The 18,469-nt window shown below is 65.5% G+C and carries 21 protein-coding genes and 1 other RNA gene; 17 read left to right on the forward strand and 5 right to left on the reverse strand.

Annotated features, from left to right (window positions below; genetic code table 11):
* Nucleotides 1-8 precede the first annotated feature (8 nt).
* Together gap and tkt are read right to left on the reverse strand one after the other, a co-directional pair.
* Nucleotides 9-1,016: a type I glyceraldehyde-3-phosphate dehydrogenase gene (gene gap / locus J4G32_RS17395; protein WP_210496779.1), complete on the reverse strand. Its 1,008-nt coding sequence runs from the start codon at nt 1,014-1,016 to the stop codon at nt 9-11.
* A 45-nt stretch (nt 1,017-1,061) separates the two neighbouring features.
* Nucleotides 1,062-2,996 carry a transketolase gene (gene tkt / locus J4G32_RS17400; protein ID WP_246505250.1) on the reverse strand — a complete coding sequence of 645 codons (1,935 nt, stop codon included), beginning with the start codon at nt 2,994-2,996 and terminating at the stop codon, nt 1,062-1,064.
* A gap of 312 nt (nt 2,997-3,308) precedes the next feature.
* Here tkt and J4G32_RS17405 point away from each other — a divergent pair, with 312 nt between their 5' ends.
* From J4G32_RS17405 to ybgC, 11 genes are all read left to right on the forward strand, one after another.
* Nucleotides 3,309-3,602 carry a DUF4164 domain-containing protein gene (locus J4G32_RS17405; protein ID WP_210496781.1) on the forward strand — a complete coding sequence of 98 codons (294 nt, stop codon included), beginning with the start codon at nt 3,309-3,311 and terminating at the stop codon, nt 3,600-3,602.
* Nucleotide 3,603: 1 nt separating this feature from the next.
* A complete protein-coding gene (locus J4G32_RS17410) occupies nt 3,604-3,972 on the forward strand; it encodes a cell division protein ZapA (protein ID WP_210496782.1) in 369 nt (122 codons plus the stop codon).
* Between the two features lie 80 nt (nt 3,973-4,052).
* A non-coding RNA gene (gene ssrS / locus J4G32_RS17415) (6S RNA) lies at nt 4,053-4,208 on the forward strand.
* Between the two features lie 4 nt (nt 4,209-4,212).
* Entirely contained in the window at nt 4,213-4,797 is a 585-nt protein-coding gene (locus tag J4G32_RS17420) for a 5-formyltetrahydrofolate cyclo-ligase (protein WP_210496783.1), read from the forward strand.
* 23 nt (nt 4,798-4,820) lie between these two features.
* Nucleotides 4,821-5,648, forward strand: a complete 828-nt coding sequence (locus J4G32_RS17425) for a TIGR00282 family metallophosphoesterase (protein WP_210496784.1) — start codon at nt 4,821-4,823, stop codon at nt 5,646-5,648.
* Nucleotides 5,649-5,738: 90 nt separating this feature from the next.
* On the forward strand, nt 5,739-6,407 hold the full coding sequence (locus tag J4G32_RS17430; protein WP_210496785.1) for an exopolysaccharide biosynthesis protein: 669 nt from the start codon (nt 5,739-5,741) through the stop codon (nt 6,405-6,407).
* 112 nt (nt 6,408-6,519) lie between these two features.
* A complete protein-coding gene (locus J4G32_RS17435; protein WP_210496786.1) occupies nt 6,520-7,266 on the forward strand; it encodes a YebC/PmpR family DNA-binding transcriptional regulator in 747 nt (248 codons plus the stop codon).
* Nucleotides 7,267-7,282: 16 nt separating this feature from the next.
* Nucleotides 7,283-7,786: a crossover junction endodeoxyribonuclease RuvC gene (ruvC, locus tag J4G32_RS17440; RefSeq protein ID WP_210496787.1), complete on the forward strand. Its 504-nt coding sequence runs from the start codon at nt 7,283-7,285 to the stop codon at nt 7,784-7,786.
* A 155-nt stretch (nt 7,787-7,941) separates the two neighbouring features.
* Nucleotides 7,942-8,559 (forward strand): Holliday junction branch migration protein RuvA, encoded by a 618-nt coding sequence (ruvA, locus tag J4G32_RS17445; RefSeq protein WP_210496788.1) that lies wholly within the window; start codon nt 7,942-7,944, stop codon nt 8,557-8,559.
* A gap of 43 nt (nt 8,560-8,602) precedes the next feature.
* Complete coding sequence (gene ruvB / locus J4G32_RS17450; RefSeq protein WP_210496789.1) at nt 8,603-9,643, forward strand: Holliday junction branch migration DNA helicase RuvB; 1,041 nt, start codon at nt 8,603-8,605, stop codon at nt 9,641-9,643.
* Nucleotides 9,636-10,136 carry a tol-pal system-associated acyl-CoA thioesterase gene (ybgC, locus tag J4G32_RS17455; RefSeq protein ID WP_210496790.1) on the forward strand — a complete coding sequence of 167 codons (501 nt, stop codon included), beginning with the start codon at nt 9,636-9,638 and terminating at the stop codon, nt 10,134-10,136. The genes ruvB and ybgC overlap by 8 nt, the downstream gene beginning before the upstream one ends.
* Here ybgC and J4G32_RS17460 read toward each other — a convergent pair.
* Nucleotides 10,133-10,378: a YjiS-like domain-containing protein gene (locus J4G32_RS17460; RefSeq protein ID WP_210496791.1), complete on the reverse strand. Its 246-nt coding sequence runs from the start codon at nt 10,376-10,378 to the stop codon at nt 10,133-10,135. The two genes, ybgC and J4G32_RS17460, sit on opposite strands and share 4 nt — an antisense overlap.
* Nucleotides 10,379-10,485: 107 nt before the next feature.
* Here J4G32_RS17460 and gcvA point away from each other — a divergent pair, with 107 nt between their 5' ends.
* The 5 genes from gcvA (at nt 10,486) to tolB (ending at nt 15,326) form a co-directional block, all read left to right on the forward strand.
* A complete protein-coding gene (gcvA, locus tag J4G32_RS17465; RefSeq protein ID WP_210496792.1) occupies nt 10,486-11,406 on the forward strand; it encodes a transcriptional regulator GcvA in 921 nt (306 codons plus the stop codon).
* Nucleotides 11,407-11,649: 243 nt separating this feature from the next.
* A complete protein-coding gene (gene tolQ, locus J4G32_RS17470) occupies nt 11,650-12,369 on the forward strand; it encodes a protein TolQ (RefSeq protein ID WP_210496793.1) in 720 nt (239 codons plus the stop codon).
* Between the two features lie 12 nt (nt 12,370-12,381).
* Nucleotides 12,382-12,825, forward strand: a complete 444-nt coding sequence (locus J4G32_RS17475; protein ID WP_210496794.1) for an ExbD/TolR family protein — start codon at nt 12,382-12,384, stop codon at nt 12,823-12,825.
* A gap of 23 nt (nt 12,826-12,848) precedes the next feature.
* On the forward strand, nt 12,849-13,970 hold the full coding sequence (gene tolA / locus J4G32_RS17480; protein ID WP_425515529.1) for a cell envelope integrity protein TolA: 1,122 nt from the start codon (nt 12,849-12,851) through the stop codon (nt 13,968-13,970).
* Nucleotides 13,971-13,997: 27 nt separating this feature from the next.
* Entirely contained in the window at nt 13,998-15,326 is a 1,329-nt protein-coding gene (tolB, locus tag J4G32_RS17485) for a Tol-Pal system beta propeller repeat protein TolB (RefSeq protein ID WP_210496795.1), read from the forward strand.
* Nucleotides 15,327-15,438: 112 nt separating this feature from the next.
* Here the strand turns inward: tolB and J4G32_RS17490 are convergent, their stop codons facing one another.
* Together J4G32_RS17490 and J4G32_RS17495 are read right to left on the reverse strand one after the other, a co-directional pair.
* Nucleotides 15,439-16,002: an HdeD family acid-resistance protein gene (locus J4G32_RS17490; protein ID WP_343232672.1), complete on the reverse strand. Its 564-nt coding sequence runs from the start codon at nt 16,000-16,002 to the stop codon at nt 15,439-15,441.
* A gap of 146 nt (nt 16,003-16,148) precedes the next feature.
* The gene (locus tag J4G32_RS17495) at nt 16,149-17,621 is read right to left on the reverse strand and encodes a phospholipase D-like domain-containing protein (RefSeq protein ID WP_343232673.1); all 1,473 of its coding nucleotides are present in this window, start codon (nt 17,619-17,621) and stop codon (nt 16,149-16,151) included.
* A gap of 312 nt (nt 17,622-17,933) precedes the next feature.
* Here J4G32_RS17495 and pal point away from each other — a divergent pair, with 312 nt between their 5' ends.
* On the forward strand, nt 17,934-18,434 hold the full coding sequence (gene pal, locus J4G32_RS17500) for a peptidoglycan-associated lipoprotein Pal (RefSeq protein ID WP_210496798.1): 501 nt from the start codon (nt 17,934-17,936) through the stop codon (nt 18,432-18,434).
* Nucleotides 18,435-18,469: the final 35 nt, after the last annotated feature.

Below are 18,469 nucleotides of genomic sequence, written 5' to 3' on the forward strand. Positions count from 1 at the left end.
GGGTCCCGTCAGATCAGCTTCGCCATGGCGACGGCGGTGTCCGCCATGCGGTTGGAGAAGCCCCATTCGTTATCGTACCAGGCGAGCACGCGCACGAGGTTGCCGTCGAGCACTTTCGTCTGGTCGAGGTGAAGGGTGGAGGAGGCCGGATCGTGGTTGAAGTCGATCGACACCTTCGGCTCGTTCGTATAGGCGAGCACGCCCTTCAGCCAGCCGTCGGCTGCCGTGGTCACGGCCGTGTTGACCTCCTCGACGGTGGTCGGGCGCTTTGCAATGAACTTGAAGTCCACCACGGACACGTTGGGGGTGGGCACGCGGATCGAGGTGCCGTCGAGCTTGCCGTTCAGTTCCGGCAGCACGAGGCCGACGGCCTTGGCGGCGCCGGTCGAGGTCGGGATCATCGAGAGGGCCGCCGCGCGAGCGCGGTAGAGGTCCTTGTGCATCTGGTCCAGCGAGGGCTGGTCGTTGGTGTAGGAATGGATCGTCGTCATGAAGCCCTTTTCGATTCCCACCGCATCGTTCAACACCTTCGCGACGGGCGCGAGGCAGTTGGTGGTGCAGGAGGCGTTCGAAATGACCACGTGGTCCTTGGTCAGCTTGTCGTGGTTGACGCCATAGACGACCGTGAGATCGGCGCCGTCAGCCGGTGCCGAGACGATGACGCGCTTGGCGCCCGCGGTCAGGTGGGCCGATGCCTTGTCTTTTGACGTAAAGAAGCCGGTGCATTCCAGCGCGATGTCGACGCCCAGTTCCTTGTGGGGCAGGGCCGCCGGGTCCTTGATGGCCGTGACCTTGATACGCTGGCCGTTGACGACGATGAAGTCGCCGTCAACCTTCACCTCGGCGGGAAACCGGCCATGCACCGAATCGTAGCGCAGAAGGTGAGCGTTGGTCTCGACAGGACCGAGGTCGTTGATGGCGACCACCTGAATGTCCGTGCGACCGCTTTCAACGATAGCCCGGAGGATGTTGCGTCCGATACGACCGAAGCCGTTGATCGCGACCTTCACCGTCATAGTCTTAGCTCCCTTGTGCGACGAGGCTCATCGCTTTTGTAAGCCTCACAGATTATGGGTCCTCAGAACCTTCTCGGCCACCGCCTCGGCGGTGATGCCGAAATGTTGGTAGAGATCCTTGTAGGGCGCGCTCGCCCCGAACCCGGTCATGCCGATAAAAATGCCATCAGGGCCGATCACCGCATCCCAGCCGAAGCGAACCGCCGCCTCGACCGCGACCTTGACCGGCGCATCGCCGATGATCCGCGCCCTGACCTTGTCCGGCTGGGCCAGGAACAGATCGAGGGACGGCACGGAGACAACGCGAACCGCGAAGCTTTGTTCAGCCAGGAGGGCCTGGGCCGCCAGCGCGATCTCGACCTCGCTGCCGGATGCGAAGATGGTGGCGCGCGCCTTGCCGTCGGCGGGCGACAGCTCGTAGGCGCCCTGCGCTGAGACGTTGGTTGTCCCGGCTTCCTTGCGCACCTGCGGCAGGTTCTGGCGGGTCAGCGCCAGGAGGCTCGGCCCGTCCGTGCGTTCGACCGCAAGCTGCCAGCACTCGGCGGTCTCGATGGCGTCTGCCGGGCGGTAGACCCGCATCTTCGGCATCGAGCGGAGCGCCGCCAGGTGCTCGACCGGCTGGTGGGTCGGTCCGTCTTCGCCCAGGCCAATGGAGTCGTGCGTCATCACGTAGACGACGGGGATACCGGCGAGCGCCGCGATCCGCATGGCGGGGCGGGCGTAATCGGCAAAGACCAGGAAGGTCGCGCCAGCAGGCAGGATGCCGCCATGCAGCGACATGCCGTTCATGGCCGCCGCCATGCCGTGCTCACGGATGCCGTAATGGATGTAGCGGCCGGCGAAAAGGCCGGGCGAAATAGCCGACAGGTTCTTGGTCTTGGTGTTGTTGGACGGCGTCAGGTCGGCCGAACCCAGCACCAGTTCGGGCACCGCCTCGGTGATGACCTCGAGGGCAATCTCGCTCGCCTTGCGGGTCGCGACCGTCTGCGGGTCGGCGATCAGGCGGGTCTTCAGGGCGTCGATGGCAGCCGACAGGCCCGCTGGACGGATGCCCATCAGGCGCCGCTCGAATTCCGAGCGTGTCGCGGCGGGCGTCGCCTTCAGGCGATCGGTCCAGGCCTTGCGGCTGCGACGACCCTTGCGGCCCGCCTTTGCCCACGCGTCGCGGATCGGCGCGGGAATGTCGAACGGGGCGGATGTCCAGCCAAACGACGCCTTGGCGCCGGCCAGTTCCTCGGCCCCGAGCGGCTCGCCATGGGCCTTGGAGGTGCCGGCCTTCTTGGGCGCGCCGTACCCGATGGTGGTCTTGCAGGCAATCAGGGTCGGGCGGTCCGATTTCTGGGCACGCGACAGGGCCCGGGTGAGGGCTGCCGGATCATGGCCGTCCGCCCGCACCGCACGCCAGCCGGCGGCCTCGAAGCGCTTCACCTGATCGCCCGATTCGGAGAGCGACAGGGGGCCGTCGATGGAGATGCCGTTGTCGTCGAACAGCACGATCAGGCGGCTGAGCTTGAGATGGCCCGCCAGCGAAATCGCCTCGTGGCTGATGCCTTCCATGAGATCGCCGTCGGAGGCGATCACGTAGGTGCGATGGTCAACGAGCTCGTCGCCGTATTCGGCGTTGAGCATCCGCTCGGCAATCGCCATGCCGACGGCGGTTGCCAGACCCTGACCAAGCGGTCCGGTCGTGGTCTCCACGCCCGGCGTCATGAAGTTTTCCGGGTGGCCCGGCGTCTTCGAATCGAGCTTGCGGAAGTTCTTGAGCTCGTCGATCGTCATGCCCTTCACGCCGGTGAGGTGAAGCAGCGCGTAGAGCAGCATGGAGCCGTGGCCGGCCGAGAGGACGAAGCGATCGCGGTCGGCCCAGGTGGGCTCGGACGCATCGTATTTGAGAAACTTGGTGAAGAGCACGGTCGCCATGTCGGCGGCGCCCATGGGGAGGCCCGGATGGCCGGACTTGGCCTGTTCGACGGCATCCATGGCCAGGACGCGAACGGCGTTCGCCAGATCGGAATGGGTGACGCGATCGGCTTGTTCGGTATCTGGCACGGCTGGTGATCCACACGGCTGGGGCAGGAATTCTCGCCAGCGGAGGCCTCGGCGAGGGAACCTGTCGAAAGGGCGTGGGCTCCTTAACACGGGGTGGGAGCGAGTCAAAGACTTCGAAGGCGCAACCCCGTGTGCACGAAAGCTCTTGTGAGGATCCGCGTGCTTTGCGCGGGGTCGCGGCCAAGCCCCGTTGCCCCTCGGGAACGACGCGCCTAGAGTCAGGCTTCGATTCCCGGAGTTGCAATGACCCCCATCCTCGATGACGCGCTCAAACGGCTCGACGTCGCCCTGGGCCTCCTGGAGGCCTCGGTGTCGCGACGGCTGGAGGCCGAAAAGCGGCGCGGCGATCTCGAAACGGAGCTGCAGCTCATGCAGGACGATCGCGCCAGGCTGGCCGGCGAACTCGACGGCGCGCTGACGCGCCTGCAGCGCTACGAGGCGGCGACCGACGACGTCACCCAGCGTGTGCGCATCGCCATCGGAACGATCCAGAACGTCCTCCACCAAGCCGGTGAACTTCAACCCGAGGAGGGCTGAGATGTCCCAGGTTTCCGTGGTCATTGCCGGCAAGACCTACCGCATCGCGTGCGCAGATGGCGAGGAAGAGCACCTGGAAGGCCTCGCCGCCGCCTTCGATTCCCGCATCGAGGATATGCGCGCGGCCGTGGGCGAGATCGGCGACATGCGCCTCCACGTGATGGCCGCGATCACCATCGCGGACGAGTTGCAGGACACCAAGAAGCGTCTCGCCGCCCTCGATGCGGAGATGGCCGAGCTGCGCAAGTTCGCCTCCACCGGCGACGAGCGCACGCAGATGATCGAAGCGCGGCTCGCCGATGGCATCCAGAAGGCGGCCGACCGGATCGAGCGCCTGGCCCGGGGTTTGAACGCGCCCGCGCAGGGCTAGCAGCATTTGAGTTGCTCTTGCGCAGCGATCGGGCCGACTTTCCCCTTTCCCCCGAGGCCTATCATGCCTACATACGGGGGGCGGGGCTGTGGGGCACGTTTGGAGATCATTTCCCCGGGGCCTTAACGATCCCAAGGGAGCTGTCCCTGACCCGGTCCCTGGACCGGGATACACGGCGCCCACCTACATAAGTAGGTTCCCGGGATCGCTTCTCTGACGACTTTCGCGGCTCCGCACTTCATGACCTCCTCTCCGTCTCTTGCCGACCTCAAGGAAACGCTCCGCCAGCAGGCGCTTGCCCGCCGCGATGGGATTGGCCGGGATGTGCGAGCCAACGCGTCCCATCTCATCTGCGAGCGCACCCTGTCTCTGCCCGAATTGGCCCGTTCCGGGCCGGTCGGCTGCTACTGGCCGATTCGCAGCGAGGTCGATCCGCGCGCCCTGATCGAGGGCCTCGTCGCCCGCGGGCAGGACGTGGCCCTGTCCCGGATTATCCACCCCCATCTCAGTTTCCGTCTCTGGCGGCCCGGCGATCCGCTGGTCAAGAGCGGATTCGGCGTGCGTGAGCCCGGACCCGACGCGCCGGAGGTGTTCCCTAAGGCCCTTCTCGTGCCGTTGGCGGCCTTTGACCGCGCCGGCGGACGGATCGGCTACGGGAAGGGCCATTTCGACCGCGCCATCGCGACGCTGGAAAAACACCATCCCGTCTTGACGATCGGCCTGGCCTATGCGGATCAGGAGATCGAGCGGGTGCCGGTCGAATCCCACGACCGGCGGCTCGATCTCATCGTCACCGAAACCGAACTGATCAGGGCGAACCCCTAAGGGCCGCCGCCAAAGGAATTGCCATGCGTCTTCTCTTCCTCGGCGATGTGGTCGGACGCGCGGGCCGCAATGCGGTGGTCGATCGCCTGCCGGGGCTGCGGGACCGCTGGAACCTCGATTGCGTGGTCATCAACGGCGAAAACGCCGCCGGCGGCTTCGGCATTACCGAGGCGATCTGCGACGACCTTTTGAATGCCGGCGCCGATGCGGTGACGCTGGGCAATCACAGCTGGGACCAGCGCGAGGTCCTCGTCTTCATCGAACGCCAGACCCGGCTGCTGCGTCCGGCGAATTTTCCACCAGGCACACCGGGACGCGGCGGTACGCTCATCGATACCCGCTCGGGCCACCGGGTGCTGGTCGTCAACGTCATGGGCCGGGTCTACATGGACGCCCTCGACGATCCTTTCACGGCTGCCGACCGCGAACTGGATGCCTGTCCGCTGGCCCAAGTGGCCGACGCGGTGATCGTGGACATGCACGCCGAGGCCTCCAGCGAGAAGGAGGCCATGGGCTACCACCTCGATGGCCGCGCCTCCCTGGTGGTGGGCACCCATACCCACGTGCCGACCGCCGATCATCGCATCCTGCCCGGCGGAACCGCCTATCTGTCGGATGCGGGAATGTGCGGCGATTACGATTCGATCCTTGGCATGCAGAAGGAGGAATCGATCCGCCGCTTCCTGCAGAAGACACCGGGCCCGCGCATGGAGCCGGCGCTCGGCGAAGGCACCCTGTCGGGCATCGCGGTCGAAACCGACGACCGCACGGGCCTCGCCCTGCGGGTCGCAGCCCTGCGACTCGGTCCGCACCTGGAAGAAACCTGGCCGCGATTCTGGGACCTGGCCTGACCATCGGCGCGCTAACGAAAACGCGGGCTTTCGCATTGTCTCCCTTGGCTCGCCACAATGGATGCCCATCTGTTGCGGACGGAGGCCCCAGTGGACGCGAAAATCGACGAGACTCTTCCGGTAAGGAAGCAAAACCCCTTTCAGGCGGATGCCGGTGACCATCGGAGCGCATCCGCCGTCCTGCGCTCGGTGATCGACGACGCCGAGGGGGAGTCGATCTCGATCGGGGCCATCATCGACGCCTTCGGCGAGCGCGCCTTCGGTTTCGTGCTGATCCTGTTCAGCCTGCCCAATTGCGTGCCGGCCCCGCCGGGGATCGCCGGCATCGTCGGGACCCCGGTGCTGATCTTCGGGATTCAGATGCTGCTCGGCCACAAGCACCCGTGGCTGCCGGGCTTCATCAAGCGGCGGACGGTGTCCCTGTCCAAATTCAAACGGCTGATCGATCTCGCCGAACCGAAGCTCCAGAAGCTCGAGAGCTGGTGCAAGCCACGGCTTCCTGCCTTGTTCGGGCCATTTGGCGACCGGATGGTCGGTCTCTTTGCCGTCCTGGTGGCCCTGTGCGTGCTGATTCCCTTCCCGGGGACCAATTTCCCGCCCTCGATCGCCCTGGTCATCGCCTCGATCGCGGTCATGGAGGAGGATGGCTACCTGCTGCTCGGGGGCTATCTCATCGGTCTGGCGGGCATTGCCTATACAATCACGGTGCTGGGCGCCTCCTACCACCTGATTCACGCGGCGATCACCAGCTGGTTCTGACAGGGGCTTTGCGTCGGGCGCAACGGCGTTTTATAAGCCCGAGATCGTCAACAGCCACGGCCTGACGGGTTTCCGCACAACGGGAGCCCTCGGCCGTTTCTCCGGAGGCCCCATGGCCGGACATTCCCAGTTCAAGAACATCATGCACCGCAAGGGGCGCGTGGATGCCGTGCGCTCGAAGGTGTTTTCCAAACTCGCTCGCGAGGTCACCGTCGCGGCCAAGATGGGAATGCCCGACCCGGCCATGAACCCGCGCCTGCGCTCCGCGATTCTGGCCGCGCGGGCCGAGAACATGCCCAAGGACAACATCCAGCGCGCCATCAACAAGGCGGTGGGCGGCGAGGGCGATAACTACGACGAGATTCGCTACGAGGGCTATGGCCCCGGGGGCGTGGCGCTGATCATCGAGGCGATGACCGACAACCGCAACCGGACGGCCTCCGACATCCGCTCCTACTTCACCAAGAGCGGCGGCAATCTGGCCGAGACGGGCGCGGTGTCGTTCATGTTCGACCATGTCGGCCTCGTGGAATTCGGCCCGGACGTCGCCGACGCCGATACGATGTTGGAGGCCGCCATCGATGCGGGCGCCGACGATGTGGTGTCGTCCGAGGACGGGCATGAGATCTACTGCGCCAACGACGCGCTGAACGAGGTCAGCAAGGCGCTTGAGGAAAAATTCGGCGACCCGAAGGCCTCCAAGCTGGTCTGGAAGCCCCAGACACCCCTTCTCGTGGACGACGAGGCGGGCGAGAAGCTGATGCGGCTGATGGAGACCCTCGAGGAGCACGACGACGTCCAGAACGTCTACGGCAATTTCGAACTTTCCGACGCGCTGATGAAGAAGATGTCCGAGTGACCAAAGGGCATGCCGCGTGAGCGGCCCCGTCCGGATCCTCGGTCTCGATCCCGGCCTGCGCAACACCGGCTGGGGCATCATCACCATCGAGGGATCGCGGCTGTCCTTCGTGGCCTGCGGGGTCGTCACCTCGGACGCGGAACTCGACCTCGCCCTGCGGCTCAAGCAGCTCTACGACCGGCTCACCACCGTGGTGGCCACCTGGACGCCCGATGAGGTCGCGGTCGAGGAAACCTTCGTCAACAAGGACGCGCAGGCGACCCTCAAACTCGGCCAGGCCCGCGCCATGTCGCTGCTCGTTCCCGCCCTCCACAGCCTGCCGGTCGCCGAATACGGCGCCAATCAGGTGAAAAAGACGGTGGTGGGGGTGGGCCATGCGGACAAGAACCAGGTCCTGGCGATGGTCAAGATCCTGCTCCCCAAGGCCGACCCCAAGAAGGCCGACGCGGCCGATGCGCTGGCCATCGCCATCTGCCACGCCCACCAGCGCAAGGCCCGGGCCTTGGCCGCCAGCTACTAGCGTGTCTTTGAGCCAAGGGGATGCCGGGTGCGCGTGAAGACAGGACGGCCCCACAAGAGAAAGCCGGCGTCTTGATTTCATCGGACCGTGATCGGCTTTAGTGTTACAGGGGCATTTGCGCTGGGGAATCACGGGCGCGGGCGGCGGAGAAGCAGGTGATCGGCAAACTCAAGGGCATCATCGATGCCTATGGCGACGACTTCGTGATCCTCGACGTCCAGGGCGTCGGCTACGTGGTCCATTGCTCATCGCGCACCTTGCAGAACCTGCCTCCGGTGGGAGAGGCCGCCTCGCTCTCCATCGAAACCCATGTGCGCGAGGACATGATCCGGTTGTTCGGCTTCCGCTCCGACGCGGAGCGGGAATGGTTCAAGCTGCTGCAAAGCGTGCAGGGGGTCGGCGCGAAGGTCGCGCTGGGCATCCTGTCCGTTCTCGATATCGGCACGCTCGGCACCGCCATCGCCACCGGCGACAAGGCCTCGGTGGCGCGGGGGCCCGGCGTCGGACCCAAGCTTGCGCAGCGCATCGTGCTGGAGCTGAAGGACAAGGCGCCGGCCTTCTCGAGCGTGGATCCCGCGCTGATCCGCCTGTCGGGCTCCCTCGACGACAAGACCGCGCCGTTGCCGGTCGCCGACGCCATCTCGGCGCTCGTCAATCTCGGCTATCCCCAGGCGCAGGCCTCCGCTGCGATCGCCGCCGCCTTGAAGACCGCAGGCGACGAACCGGAGGCCAAGACGTTGATCCGGCTGGGTCTGCGGGAGTTGGCGCGCTAGCACCGCTTCGTCTATACGAAGCCTTTGAGAGGGCAGAGTTCCGTTGACCGATTCCCGCCTGCTGACCCCCGAGAAGCGCGAGGACGACACCGACCTGTCGCTGCGTCCGCTGACGCTTGTCGACTTCACGGGCCAGAAGGCCGCAAGGGCCAATCTGCAGGTCTTCATCAATGCTGCCAAATCCAGGGGGGAAGCGCTCGACCATGTGCTTTTCGTTGGCCCCCCGGGCCTCGGCAAGACCACCCTGGCGCAGATCGTGGCGCGGGAACTCGGTGTGAATTTCCGCTCGACCTCGGGGCCGGTCATCGCGAAGGCCGGCGATCTGGCGGCGCAGCTGACCAATCTCGAAGAGCGTGACGTGCTCTTCATCGACGAGATCCATCGTCTCAATCCGGCTGTCGAGGAAATCCTCTATCCGGCCATGGAGGATTACCAGCTCGACCTGATCATCGGCGAGGGGCCGGCCGCCCGCTCGGTCAAGATCGAGCTGCCGAAATTCACCCTGGTGGGGGCAACGACCCGCGCCGGCCTGCTCACCACGCCGCTCCGCGACCGCTTCGGCATCCCGATCCGGCTCGAATTCTACACCGTCGACGAGCTGGAGCTGATCGTCCGGCGCGGTGCGCGGGTGATGGGCATGGGCATGAGCGCCGACGGCGCCAACGAGATCGCGCGGCGCGCCCGCGGCACGCCCCGCATTGCTGGGCGGCTGCTGCGCCGAGTCCGGGATTTTGCGATCGTGGACGGGGTCGAGACGATCACGCGCGAACTGGCCGACGGCGCGTTGCGCCTGCTCGACGTGGACCCGATCGGCCTCGACCAGATGGACCGGAAATACCTGACGATGATCGCCCAATCCTTCGGCGGCGGTCCGGTGGGCATCGAGACCATCGCGGCCGCGCTCTCCGAGCCGCGCGACGCCATCGAGGACATCATCGAACCCTATTTGATCCAGAAGGGCTTCGTGCAGCGCACGCCGCGCGGCCGCATGCTGACGCCCCACGCCTTCCGCCATCTCGGCCTTGCCGAGCCGAGCCGCGAGGCGGCGCAGTTCGGGCTGTTTGCCGGAGATGACGATGCGTGAGGGAGGCCCGGAGGCCAGCAAGACGCAGGATCGGTCCGTCCCACAGGAAGAGAGCTTCGCCCATCTGTCCGGCCGTCTCGTCGGCGACACCCACGTCCTGCCGATCCGGGTCTATTATGAGGACACCGATTTTTCGGCCCGGGTCTACCACGCGAGCTACTTACGGTTCCTCGAGCGGGGGCGGACGGAGTTGCTGCGGGCCGTGGAGGTGGCGCAATCCGAGCTGCATGCGGAGATGGGCGGCCTTGCCTTCGTGGTGCGGCGCATGGCGATTGAGTTCATCGGCGCGGCTGTGATGGATGACATCCTCACCATTGTCACCCGGCCGAAGGAGATGCGCGGCGCGTCCATGACCCTGTCGCAGGAGGTGCGCCGCGGCTACGAGGTGCTGCTGACCGCCGACGTCACGGTCGCGGCGGTGAGGGGCGGACGGGCCGTCCGTATTCCGGACCGGCTGAGGGCCGCCCTCTCGTCAGGCTTGCCAAGTCTTTAGCGGCGGCGCGTCTGACCGATCAGGTGATCCTGCCAGCCCTCACGCCGATCGGCGCCGATCACGTCCGCCGAGGTCAGGCCGATATCGTGCAGTCCGCGCTCGTCCATCGTGTAGAGGGCATTGCGCCCGGCGCGTCGGTCGAGCCACGACTCGATGCGCAGGAGGAGCGTCAGGTGCCAAGGCTGTGCCCGGCGGGTAATGGCTGACGTGCGAAGATTTACTGTGGCAGTGGCGGTGACCATGGCGGGCCTCTTCCGATTGCGTCTCTATGGGAGTACAGTGCTGCCGCACAGACCTAGAAGCAAACGCGAAGACCTCCGCTTCCGCCCAAGGAAAACTTGGCCACTCCATGTCCCGCCGCCGCCTTCCGCCGCTCAAATCCATCCGGGCTTTCGAAGCCGCCTCCCGTCATCTCAGCTTCGAGAAGGCGGGCGATGAGCTGGCCGTCACCGCCAGCGCCGTCGGCCAGCAGATCAGGTCGCTGGAGGCGTGGCTGGGGCTGTCGCTGTTCGTGCGGCTTCCCAGCAAGGGCGTGACGCTGACCCCGGTGGGCGAGCGTTACGCTGCGTCCCTGTCGGACGTGCTCGACCAGCTCGACGAGGCGACAGCGCGGGCGCTGAAGCCTGAGACCCCACGGACACTGACGGTGGCCACCGTGCCGAGCTTTGCCTCGGGCTGGCTGATTCCGCGGCTCGGCCGCCTGCGCGAGCGGTGCCCCGACCTCGATGTGCGGGTTTCCGTGGCGCCCGGGCGGACGGATTTCGCCCGCGAGGACGTGGATGTGGCTATCCGGTTCGGGCGCGGGACTTATCCGGGCATGCGCACCGATCTCCTGATGGAGGAGACTTTCTTTGCGGTCTGCAGCGCAGCGCTGCTCAACGATCCGCAGCGGCCCCTGCGGGAGCCCGCGGACCTGCGGCATCACACCCTGCTGCACGAGATCGTAGATGCGGTGCCGGACTACACCACCTGGGAGAAATGGCTGGCGGCCATCGGCGTCGAGGGAATCGACACGTCGCGCGGACCGGCCTTCCCGCATACCTTCCTGAGCCTGCAGGGGGCGGCGGCAGGCCAGGGGGTGGCGCTCGCCACCACGGTGCTCATCGGCGACTACCTGGAGGCGGGCCGGCTGGTGCGCCCGTTCCCCCACGAGGTGAAAGGCGCCTATCAGTATTACGTGGTGTGTCCGGAGGCGACGGCCGAGAGGCCCTCCATTGCAGCGTTCCGGGACTGGGTACTCGACGAGGCGCGGGCGTCCGGGCAGGCCTGAAAGGTGGCCCGCGATGCTCACATCCGGGTGATCACCCCCCCCAGGCGAAGCGCTTAAACCAAGCCTTAACCTTACTCTGTGCTTAACAGGTGACGGAGAGGGTGAGTTTCGTCGTCCGGCCCGCGCGCTCATACTTTTGACAGATTGTAGCGCGAACGAGCGGGATACGCCAAAAAACAAACTCTTCTACGAACGCGGCGGATCCCGGTCCTCGGGACCCCTTGTCAACGCGAGGTCTTGACGATGAATCCGGTTGATGTGGCCCAGGCTGCCCCTGTGGTGCACGACTTGTCCCTGTTCGGCCTGTTCTGGCAGGCCCACTTCACTGTCAAGCTGGTGATCGTGGGATTGCTCGGCGCGTCGGTCTGGTCGTGGGCGGTCATCGTCGACAAGACGCTGCTCTACACCCGCACGAAGCGCGCCATGGACAGGTTCGAGGAAGTGTTCTGGTCGGGACAATCCCTCGAGGAATTGTTCCGCTCCCTGCAGAACCGTCCCGCCACCGGCCTTTCGGCGGTGTTCGTCGCCGCCATGCGCGAGTGGAAGCGCTCGTTCGAGGGATCGAGCCGGACGTTCCAGAGCCTCGGCCAGCGCATCGATAAAGTTCTGGACGTCACCATCCAGCGCGAGGTCGAACGGCTCGATTCGAAGCTGATGATCCTGGCCTCCATCGGTTCGGCCGGTCCCTATATCGGTCTGTTCGGCACCGTGGTGGGCATCATGAACTCGTTCACGTCGATTGCGGCCTCCAGCAATACCAGCCTGGCGGTCGTGGCGCCCGGCATCGCCGAGGCTTTGTTTGCCACGGCCATCGGCCTGTTCGCGGCGATTCCGGCGGTCATCGCCTACAACAAATTGCAATCCGAGGTCGGCAAGCTGCAATCGCGTCTCGAAGGCTTCGCCGACGAGTTCTCGGCCATCCTCTCGCGCCAGATCGACGAGCGCATCGCGCACGCGGCGTAAGGGAGACCGACAATGGCCATGGCAGCAGGTTCAGCCGGAAGCGGACGACGCCGCAGACGTGCGCGGCGCGGCGGCGCGATCAACGAAATCAACATGACGCCGTTCATCGACGTGATGCTGGTGCTGCTCATCATTTTCATGGTGGCGGCTCCCATGATGAGTGTCGGTGTGCCCCTCGATCTGCCGCAGACCAAGGCCGCGCCCCTGAACATGGATTCCAAGCCCGTGACCCTGTCGATCCGCTCGACCGGACAGGTTTTCCTGGCCGAGGCCGAACTCAAGGACGAGGCCATCGTCGGCAAGCTGGCCGAGGCCGCCAAGCAGGGTTTTGACGAGCGCATCTTCGTGCGCGGCGACAAGAAGGTCGATTACGGCCGGGTCGCGCAGATCATGTCGATCGTCACCGCCGCCGGTTACAAGCGCGTCGCGCTCGTGACCGAGCCCGATCAGCGCTGAGCAGACAGGGGCGGGATCAGAGCGTGGCGTTGAAGCTCAAATTCAACACGTCGGAGCCGGGATTCTGGATCTCGGGGGCAGCCCATGTGGCGATCCTCGGCGCAGCTTTGTTTACGATCTCCAGCGTCGCCAAGTTCCCCGACGCGCAGGAAGGCATCGCGGTCGAAGTCCTGACCGACAATCAGTTCTCACAGATCACCAAGGGCGAGAAGACCGCGAAGGAAGTTCTGGCGGCGCCCAAGCCCCGCGCGGAACGCGTCGCCGACAAGACCGAGCTGCGCGATCCCGGCGAAGACAAGCGCGATGCGCCTGCCCCTCCGAAGCGACCGGAGGAGATGAAGGTCGCCGAGAAGGAAGAGCCCATCGCCAGTGCGCCGCCCCCGCCTCCGCCGCCGGCAAAGCCCGCCGAGGCGAAGGTCGACGCGCAGGCCGAAGAGCAGAAGAAGCTGATCGAAAAGGCCGAGGCCGAAGCCGTGGCCCAGAGGATTGCCGAGACGCGGGCGAAAGCGGAGGCTGACGCAAAGGCCAAGGCAGAGGCCGACGCGAAAGCCAAAGCCAGAGCGGAAGCCGACGCGAAGGCCAAGGCCGATGCCGAGGCCAAGAAGATCGCCGAGGCCAAGGCCGAGGCCGATGCGAAGAAGGTCGCAGACGCGAAGGCGAAGGCTGACGCGGAGGCCAAGGCCCGCAAGGAGGCTGAGGTCGCCAAGAAGCTTGATTTCGGTGACATCAAGACGCTGCTGCAGAACAAAGAGAAGAACCAGTCAACCGGCGCCACCGGGGCCGAGGTGCAGAGGACCGCATCCCTCGGCACGCAGACCGGCAACGCGCCAAAGCTCAACCCGAGCCAGCGCGATGCGCTGATGGGAATCCTGCAGGAGCAGTTCAAACGCTGCTTCACGCCGCCGATTAGTGCCTCGGCCGGTAATGTGGTCGCACCGCTGCTTGATATCCGCCTCAATCAGGACGGCACACTCTCGCAGGAGCCGCTTGTCCTGAAGAGCGGTCCCAGTTCAACTGATCGCGCCATCGCGGATGCCGCCCTCCGGGCGGTGCGCCGCTGCGCTCCCTACCGCGTTCCTGCCCAATTTGCACCGCAATACGCCGATTGGAAACTCTTGAAGGTCGAGTTCGACCCGACCATCTGAAGCCCCAATGCTTGAGAACCCAGTCCCATGATCAAACGCCTGTTTCGCCTTGCCCTCGCGCTCACTCTCGTCGCCCCGATGGTTGTCATCGCTCCCGCGGCGAGGGCCGAGCTGAGCTTCAGGGTCAGCCCGGGCGGGCAATTCCAGCCGATGCCGATCGCCATCGCGGATTTCGCCGGCGAGGGCGATCTCGGCCAGCAGGTCTCCGGCATCATCACCAAGAACCTCCAGCGGTCGGGCTATTTCGCGCCGCTCGACAAGGCCCGCTTCCCTGAGCGTCCGGCCTTCGACGCGGCACCCCGCTTCGAGGCCTGGAAACTGGCTGGCGCGCAGGCGCTGGTCACCGGCCGCGTGACCCGTGATCCGTCGGGCCGGTTGAAGGCCGAGTTCCGCCTCTGGGACGTGGAGACCGGCCAGCAGCTGACCGGCCAGCAATATGCGACGGACCCGAATTTCTGGCGTCGCATCGGGCACATCATCTCGGATTCGGTCTACACCAAGATCACCGGGTTCGGCGGCTTCTTCGATAGCCGCATGGTGTTCGTGGACGAGTCGGGCCCCAAGGAAAACCGCCGCAAGCGTCTTGCCATCATGGACCAGGACGGCGCGAATGTGCGTTTCCTGACCCAGGGCGACAACCTCGTGGTGACGCCGCGCTACTCGCCGGCCACCCAGGACATCACCTACATGTCCCAGGCCGATGGTCAGCAGCCGCGCGTCCAGGTCATCAACCTGGACACGGGCGCCCGTCAGGTGGTCGGAAACTTCCCCGACATGACCTCGTCGCCGCGCTTCTCGCCTGACGGCCGCCGGATCGTCATGAGCCTGCAGCAGGGCGGCAACGCCAACATCTTCATGATGGATCTGAATTCCCGCGCCACCACGCGGCTCACCTCCACGGCCGCCATCGACACGTCGCCGTCCTTCTCCCCCGACGGACGGGAGATCGTCTTCGAAAGCGACCGGGGCGGGCAGCAGCAAGTCTACGCCATGGCGGCGGACGGCTCCAATCAGCGCCGCATCTCCTTCGGAGACGGCTCCTATTCCCAGCCGGCCTGGTCGCCGCGGGGCGATTACATCGCCTTCACAAAAAGGCGTGCGGGCGGGTTTTCGATCGGGATCATGAAGCCGGACGGTTCCGGCGAGCGCATTCTGACCGAGGGCTTTCACAATGAGAGCCCGACCTGGGCGCCCAACGGACAATACGTCTTGTTCTTCCGCGATCCGGGCGGGCAGTCAGGCGGCAAGCTCTACATGGTCGACATCACCGGCCGGGTCGAGCAGCCGATCCAGACGCCATCCTTCGCGTCCGATCCCAGCTGGTCGCCGCTGTTGAGCGAAAATCGCGGCGGATAAGGCAAGAATCACGCAAGATTCGCGCAAGCCTCACGGCCGCCGCCTGTCGCCGATGCCCATGAGCGGGTTTGGAGAGCCTCCAAACCCGCTTTACTTTGTCGGAAGGCGGGCCTCAGGCTGCCGAAGCCGCCGGCGCGATCACGTCGTCCTTATGGCTGCGGAGCTTGAAGGCGAGCACGATGAGCGTGACTCCGAAGACCAGCGCATAAGCGCCGAGCCACCACGTCAGCACGACAGCGCCGACCAGCGGGCCCACAAGCAGCGCGATCCCGAAGATCACGGAGACAGCACCGCTGAAGATCAGCCAGCCGCGCCCATAGGTGGGGTGCAGCTTGAACGCTGAGATGATCATCAAAACGCCGGTGATCAGCGACCAGAATGCCACCAGAGAGATGAAGAACAGGACGGTCAGGCCCGGCCATACAAAAGCGATGACGCCGACGGCGATATCGACAAGGCCGCCAAGAACCAGAAGGCCCCAGCGTTGATGGTTGGAGGCGGCCTTCATGGCGGCGATGATGCCGAACACGCCATCGACCAGCATGTAAGCCGAGAAGAAGAGCACCAGCGAGAGCATGGTGGCGCCCGGAAGAAAGAGGGCGATCAACCCGAAGATGATGGCGAAAACGCCCCGTAGTGCAGTAGCCCACCAGTTTTGGGCGAGAAGGACGCTCATCGAGCGCGCCTTGTCGAGTGTTGGAAAAGGATTTGAAGTTCCGGCTGCCATCGTAAAGTCTCCTGTCAGGGCCCCCCGCGAACTGTTCGCACCCGCCCTTGGGAATAAGTATACATCCTCGGCAAGAGCTTGGCAGTCAATTTCCGTTACTCCGCTGCGGAAGACATGCCCGTCTTGTCACCTGACCCTTGGGCCTTGATGCGATTTCGGCGCAGTCGGAGCTTCCGATGCCGTAACTGGACTCTGCGTCTCAGGCGCGCGGACCGGATCAGCAGGGCCAATCCCAGCCAGACCAAACCGATGACGATCGGCGAGACGATGATCACCGGAAACAGGGTGATGAGGGTGGCAAGGCCCAGCAGGACCGCGCCGATGATGGCAATGCTGCTCGCCTCGGTGGCGGTCAGCGATCGCGAATTGATCGCGCCTCCGACCGTGTTGCTGAGCGCGAGAGCGCCGGCCGCGAGCCGACGCACGCCCCCCCGTTTCCGGCGGTTACCCAGACGCCGGGATCGCATGTTCTTGGCCTGCCGACGCCGGGTGCCGGACCCTGGGACGATCTCGGTGGCGTGGGAGAGGTCCTCGAGATACATCGCCTCCATGGCCTCGGCGATGCCCGCATCCTCGACCGCGACATCCAGTTCCCAATTGGTGGCCCAGCTCGCCATGTTGAGGTTCGTGGAGCCGACGCGGGCCCAGCGTCCGTCCGCAACGGCCGTCTTGGCGTGCATCATCGAGCCGTTCCATTCGAAGACGCGGATACCGGCCTCGACCAGCGACCGGTAGCCGGCGCGTACGACCGGCTGGAGGGCAAGGACGTCGCTCGACCCAGGAACCAGCAGGCGCACGTCAACGCCGTCGCGCGCCGCCTCGCCGAGCGCCTGCACATAAGAGGTCGTGGCGACGAAATAGGCGTCTGCGATCCACAGATTGCGCTGCGCCATGGAGGCGATGAACTGGTCGAACCGGTAGGTGCGGAACATGCCGGGCTGGCCGCAGATGACCCGGGCCGCCACATCGCCGGATGCGGGAATCTGGTTGGCCTCCCGCAGATCGCCTGGGGCGATGGTGCCGCCCGCGCGCGCCCAGCTATCGGCGAAGGCGGCATCGAGATCGGCGACGACCGGTCCTTCCAGCGCCAGACCGGTATCTCGCCAGGGCTCGACGATGTCGGTTCCCTCCCAACTGTTGGACACGCACAGGCCCGCAACGAAAGCCCGGTGACCGTCCACTGTGATGAGCTTGCGGTGGTTGCGGCGGATCCAGAACGGGTTGGTGAGGCGGGGCGGGTTGAACACCCGGACCTCGACGCCCGCCTTGCGCAGCCGGTTCCAGAACGGCGGGAGCGCCCGCCACGAACTGCCGAGCCAGTCGTACAGCACACGGACCGTCACGCCGGCCTCGGCCCGTTCGATCAGGGCGGCGCTGAACACGCGACCGGTCTCGTCGTCGGCGATGATGAAATTCTCGAAATGGACGACCTCCCGGGCCGCCGCGATAGCGGACAGCCAGGCGGGGTAGTTTTCCCGGGCGTCCTTGAGGATTCGCACGGCGTTGCCGCGACGCAGGTCGCTGTCGGCGATGCGGGCGAAGGCCCGCTCCAGGCGCGATTCGCCCACCAGAGGACCAACGCGCCTTTCGGCAGGAAATGGTGAAACGGACGTGTTCATCTGCTCACAACGCACGAAGCCGGGATTGGCTTCTCTCATATGGTCGCTTGACGGCGGAAACATCGAAACCCCACCGCCGACGCCTCCTCTTTGCCGCATTCACGCTCGATTAACCTTAAAGCCGAACATTCCTAGCCTCCGGGCGATTCACCTTGTTCGGCAACCTTCCATCAAGGTTGACGGAACCCTCCCTTAACTATCCACCGCTATACACGACACAACGTTCGGCAGACGTATGTGTATGTGTGAAGGAGTATTGCCATGATGACGTTGCGCGCCGTCAAGTTCGCCGCTGCTATCGTCCTCGCCCTCGGGGCGGCGGCGTGTTCGTCCAATAAAGATGGAATGGCCGGCGCAGGCGCCGGAGGCTTTGGAGCCGGGGCCGCCACGCCTGGCAGCGCCCAGGATTTCGTCGTCAATGTCGGCGACCGGGTGTTCTTCGAGACCGACCAGACCGACCTGACCCCGACCGCGGTCGCGACCCTCGACAAGCAGGCGCAGTGGCTGTCTCGCTACCCGACCTACACCTTCCTGATCGAAGGTCATGCCGACGAGCGCGGCACCCGCGAATACAACTTCTCGCTCAGCGCCCGCCGGGCTCAGAACGTGCGGGACTATTTCGTGTCGCGGGGCATCCAGTCGTCTCGCTTCCGCGTCGTGTCCTACGGCAAGGAACGTCCTGTCGCGGTGTGTAACGACATCTCGTGCTGGTCGCAGAATCGCCGCGCCGTCACCGTCCTCGACGCCGGCGCAGGCTCTTAACGACATCAATTGGCAAGGCCGGGCCCGCGGGCGCC

The sequence above is a fragment of the Microvirga antarctica genome (assembly GCF_017921815.1).
GTDB classification, from domain to species: domain Bacteria; phylum Pseudomonadota; class Alphaproteobacteria; order Rhizobiales; family Beijerinckiaceae; genus Microvirga; species Microvirga antarctica.

Excerpts from the sequence above, each read along its gene's own strand:
- gap (WP_210496779.1), bottom strand. The coding sequence starts at position 1,016 with ATGACGGTGAAGGTCGCGATCAACGGCTTCGGTCGTATCGGACGCAAC.
- tkt (WP_246505250.1), bottom strand. The coding sequence starts at position 2,996 with ATGGATGCCGTCGAACAGGCCAAGTCCGGCCATCCGGGCCTCCCCATG.
- J4G32_RS17405 (WP_210496781.1), top strand. The coding sequence starts at position 3,309 with ATGACCCCCATCCTCGATGACGCGCTCAAACGGCTCGACGTCGCCCTG.
- J4G32_RS17410 (WP_210496782.1), top strand. The coding sequence starts at position 3,604 with ATGTCCCAGGTTTCCGTGGTCATTGCCGGCAAGACCTACCGCATCGCG.
- J4G32_RS17420 (WP_210496783.1), top strand. The coding sequence starts at position 4,213 with ATGACCTCCTCTCCGTCTCTTGCCGACCTCAAGGAAACGCTCCGCCAG.
- J4G32_RS17425 (WP_210496784.1), top strand. The coding sequence starts at position 4,821 with ATGCGTCTTCTCTTCCTCGGCGATGTGGTCGGACGCGCGGGCCGCAAT.
- J4G32_RS17435 (WP_210496786.1), top strand. The coding sequence starts at position 6,520 with ATGGCCGGACATTCCCAGTTCAAGAACATCATGCACCGCAAGGGGCGC.
- ybgC (WP_210496790.1), top strand. The coding sequence starts at position 9,636 with ATGCGTGAGGGAGGCCCGGAGGCCAGCAAGACGCAGGATCGGTCCGTC.
- J4G32_RS17460 (WP_210496791.1), bottom strand. The coding sequence starts at position 10,378 with ATGGTCACCGCCACTGCCACAGTAAATCTTCGCACGTCAGCCATTACC.
- gcvA (WP_210496792.1), top strand. The coding sequence starts at position 10,486 with ATGTCCCGCCGCCGCCTTCCGCCGCTCAAATCCATCCGGGCTTTCGAA.
- tolQ (WP_210496793.1), top strand. The coding sequence starts at position 11,650 with ATGAATCCGGTTGATGTGGCCCAGGCTGCCCCTGTGGTGCACGACTTG.
- J4G32_RS17475 (WP_210496794.1), top strand. The coding sequence starts at position 12,382 with ATGGCCATGGCAGCAGGTTCAGCCGGAAGCGGACGACGCCGCAGACGT.
- tolB (WP_210496795.1), top strand. The coding sequence starts at position 13,998 with ATGATCAAACGCCTGTTTCGCCTTGCCCTCGCGCTCACTCTCGTCGCC.
- J4G32_RS17490 (WP_343232672.1), bottom strand. The coding sequence starts at position 16,002 with ATGAGCGTCCTTCTCGCCCAAAACTGGTGGGCTACTGCACTACGGGGC.
- pal (WP_210496798.1), top strand. The coding sequence starts at position 17,934 with ATGATGACGTTGCGCGCCGTCAAGTTCGCCGCTGCTATCGTCCTCGCC.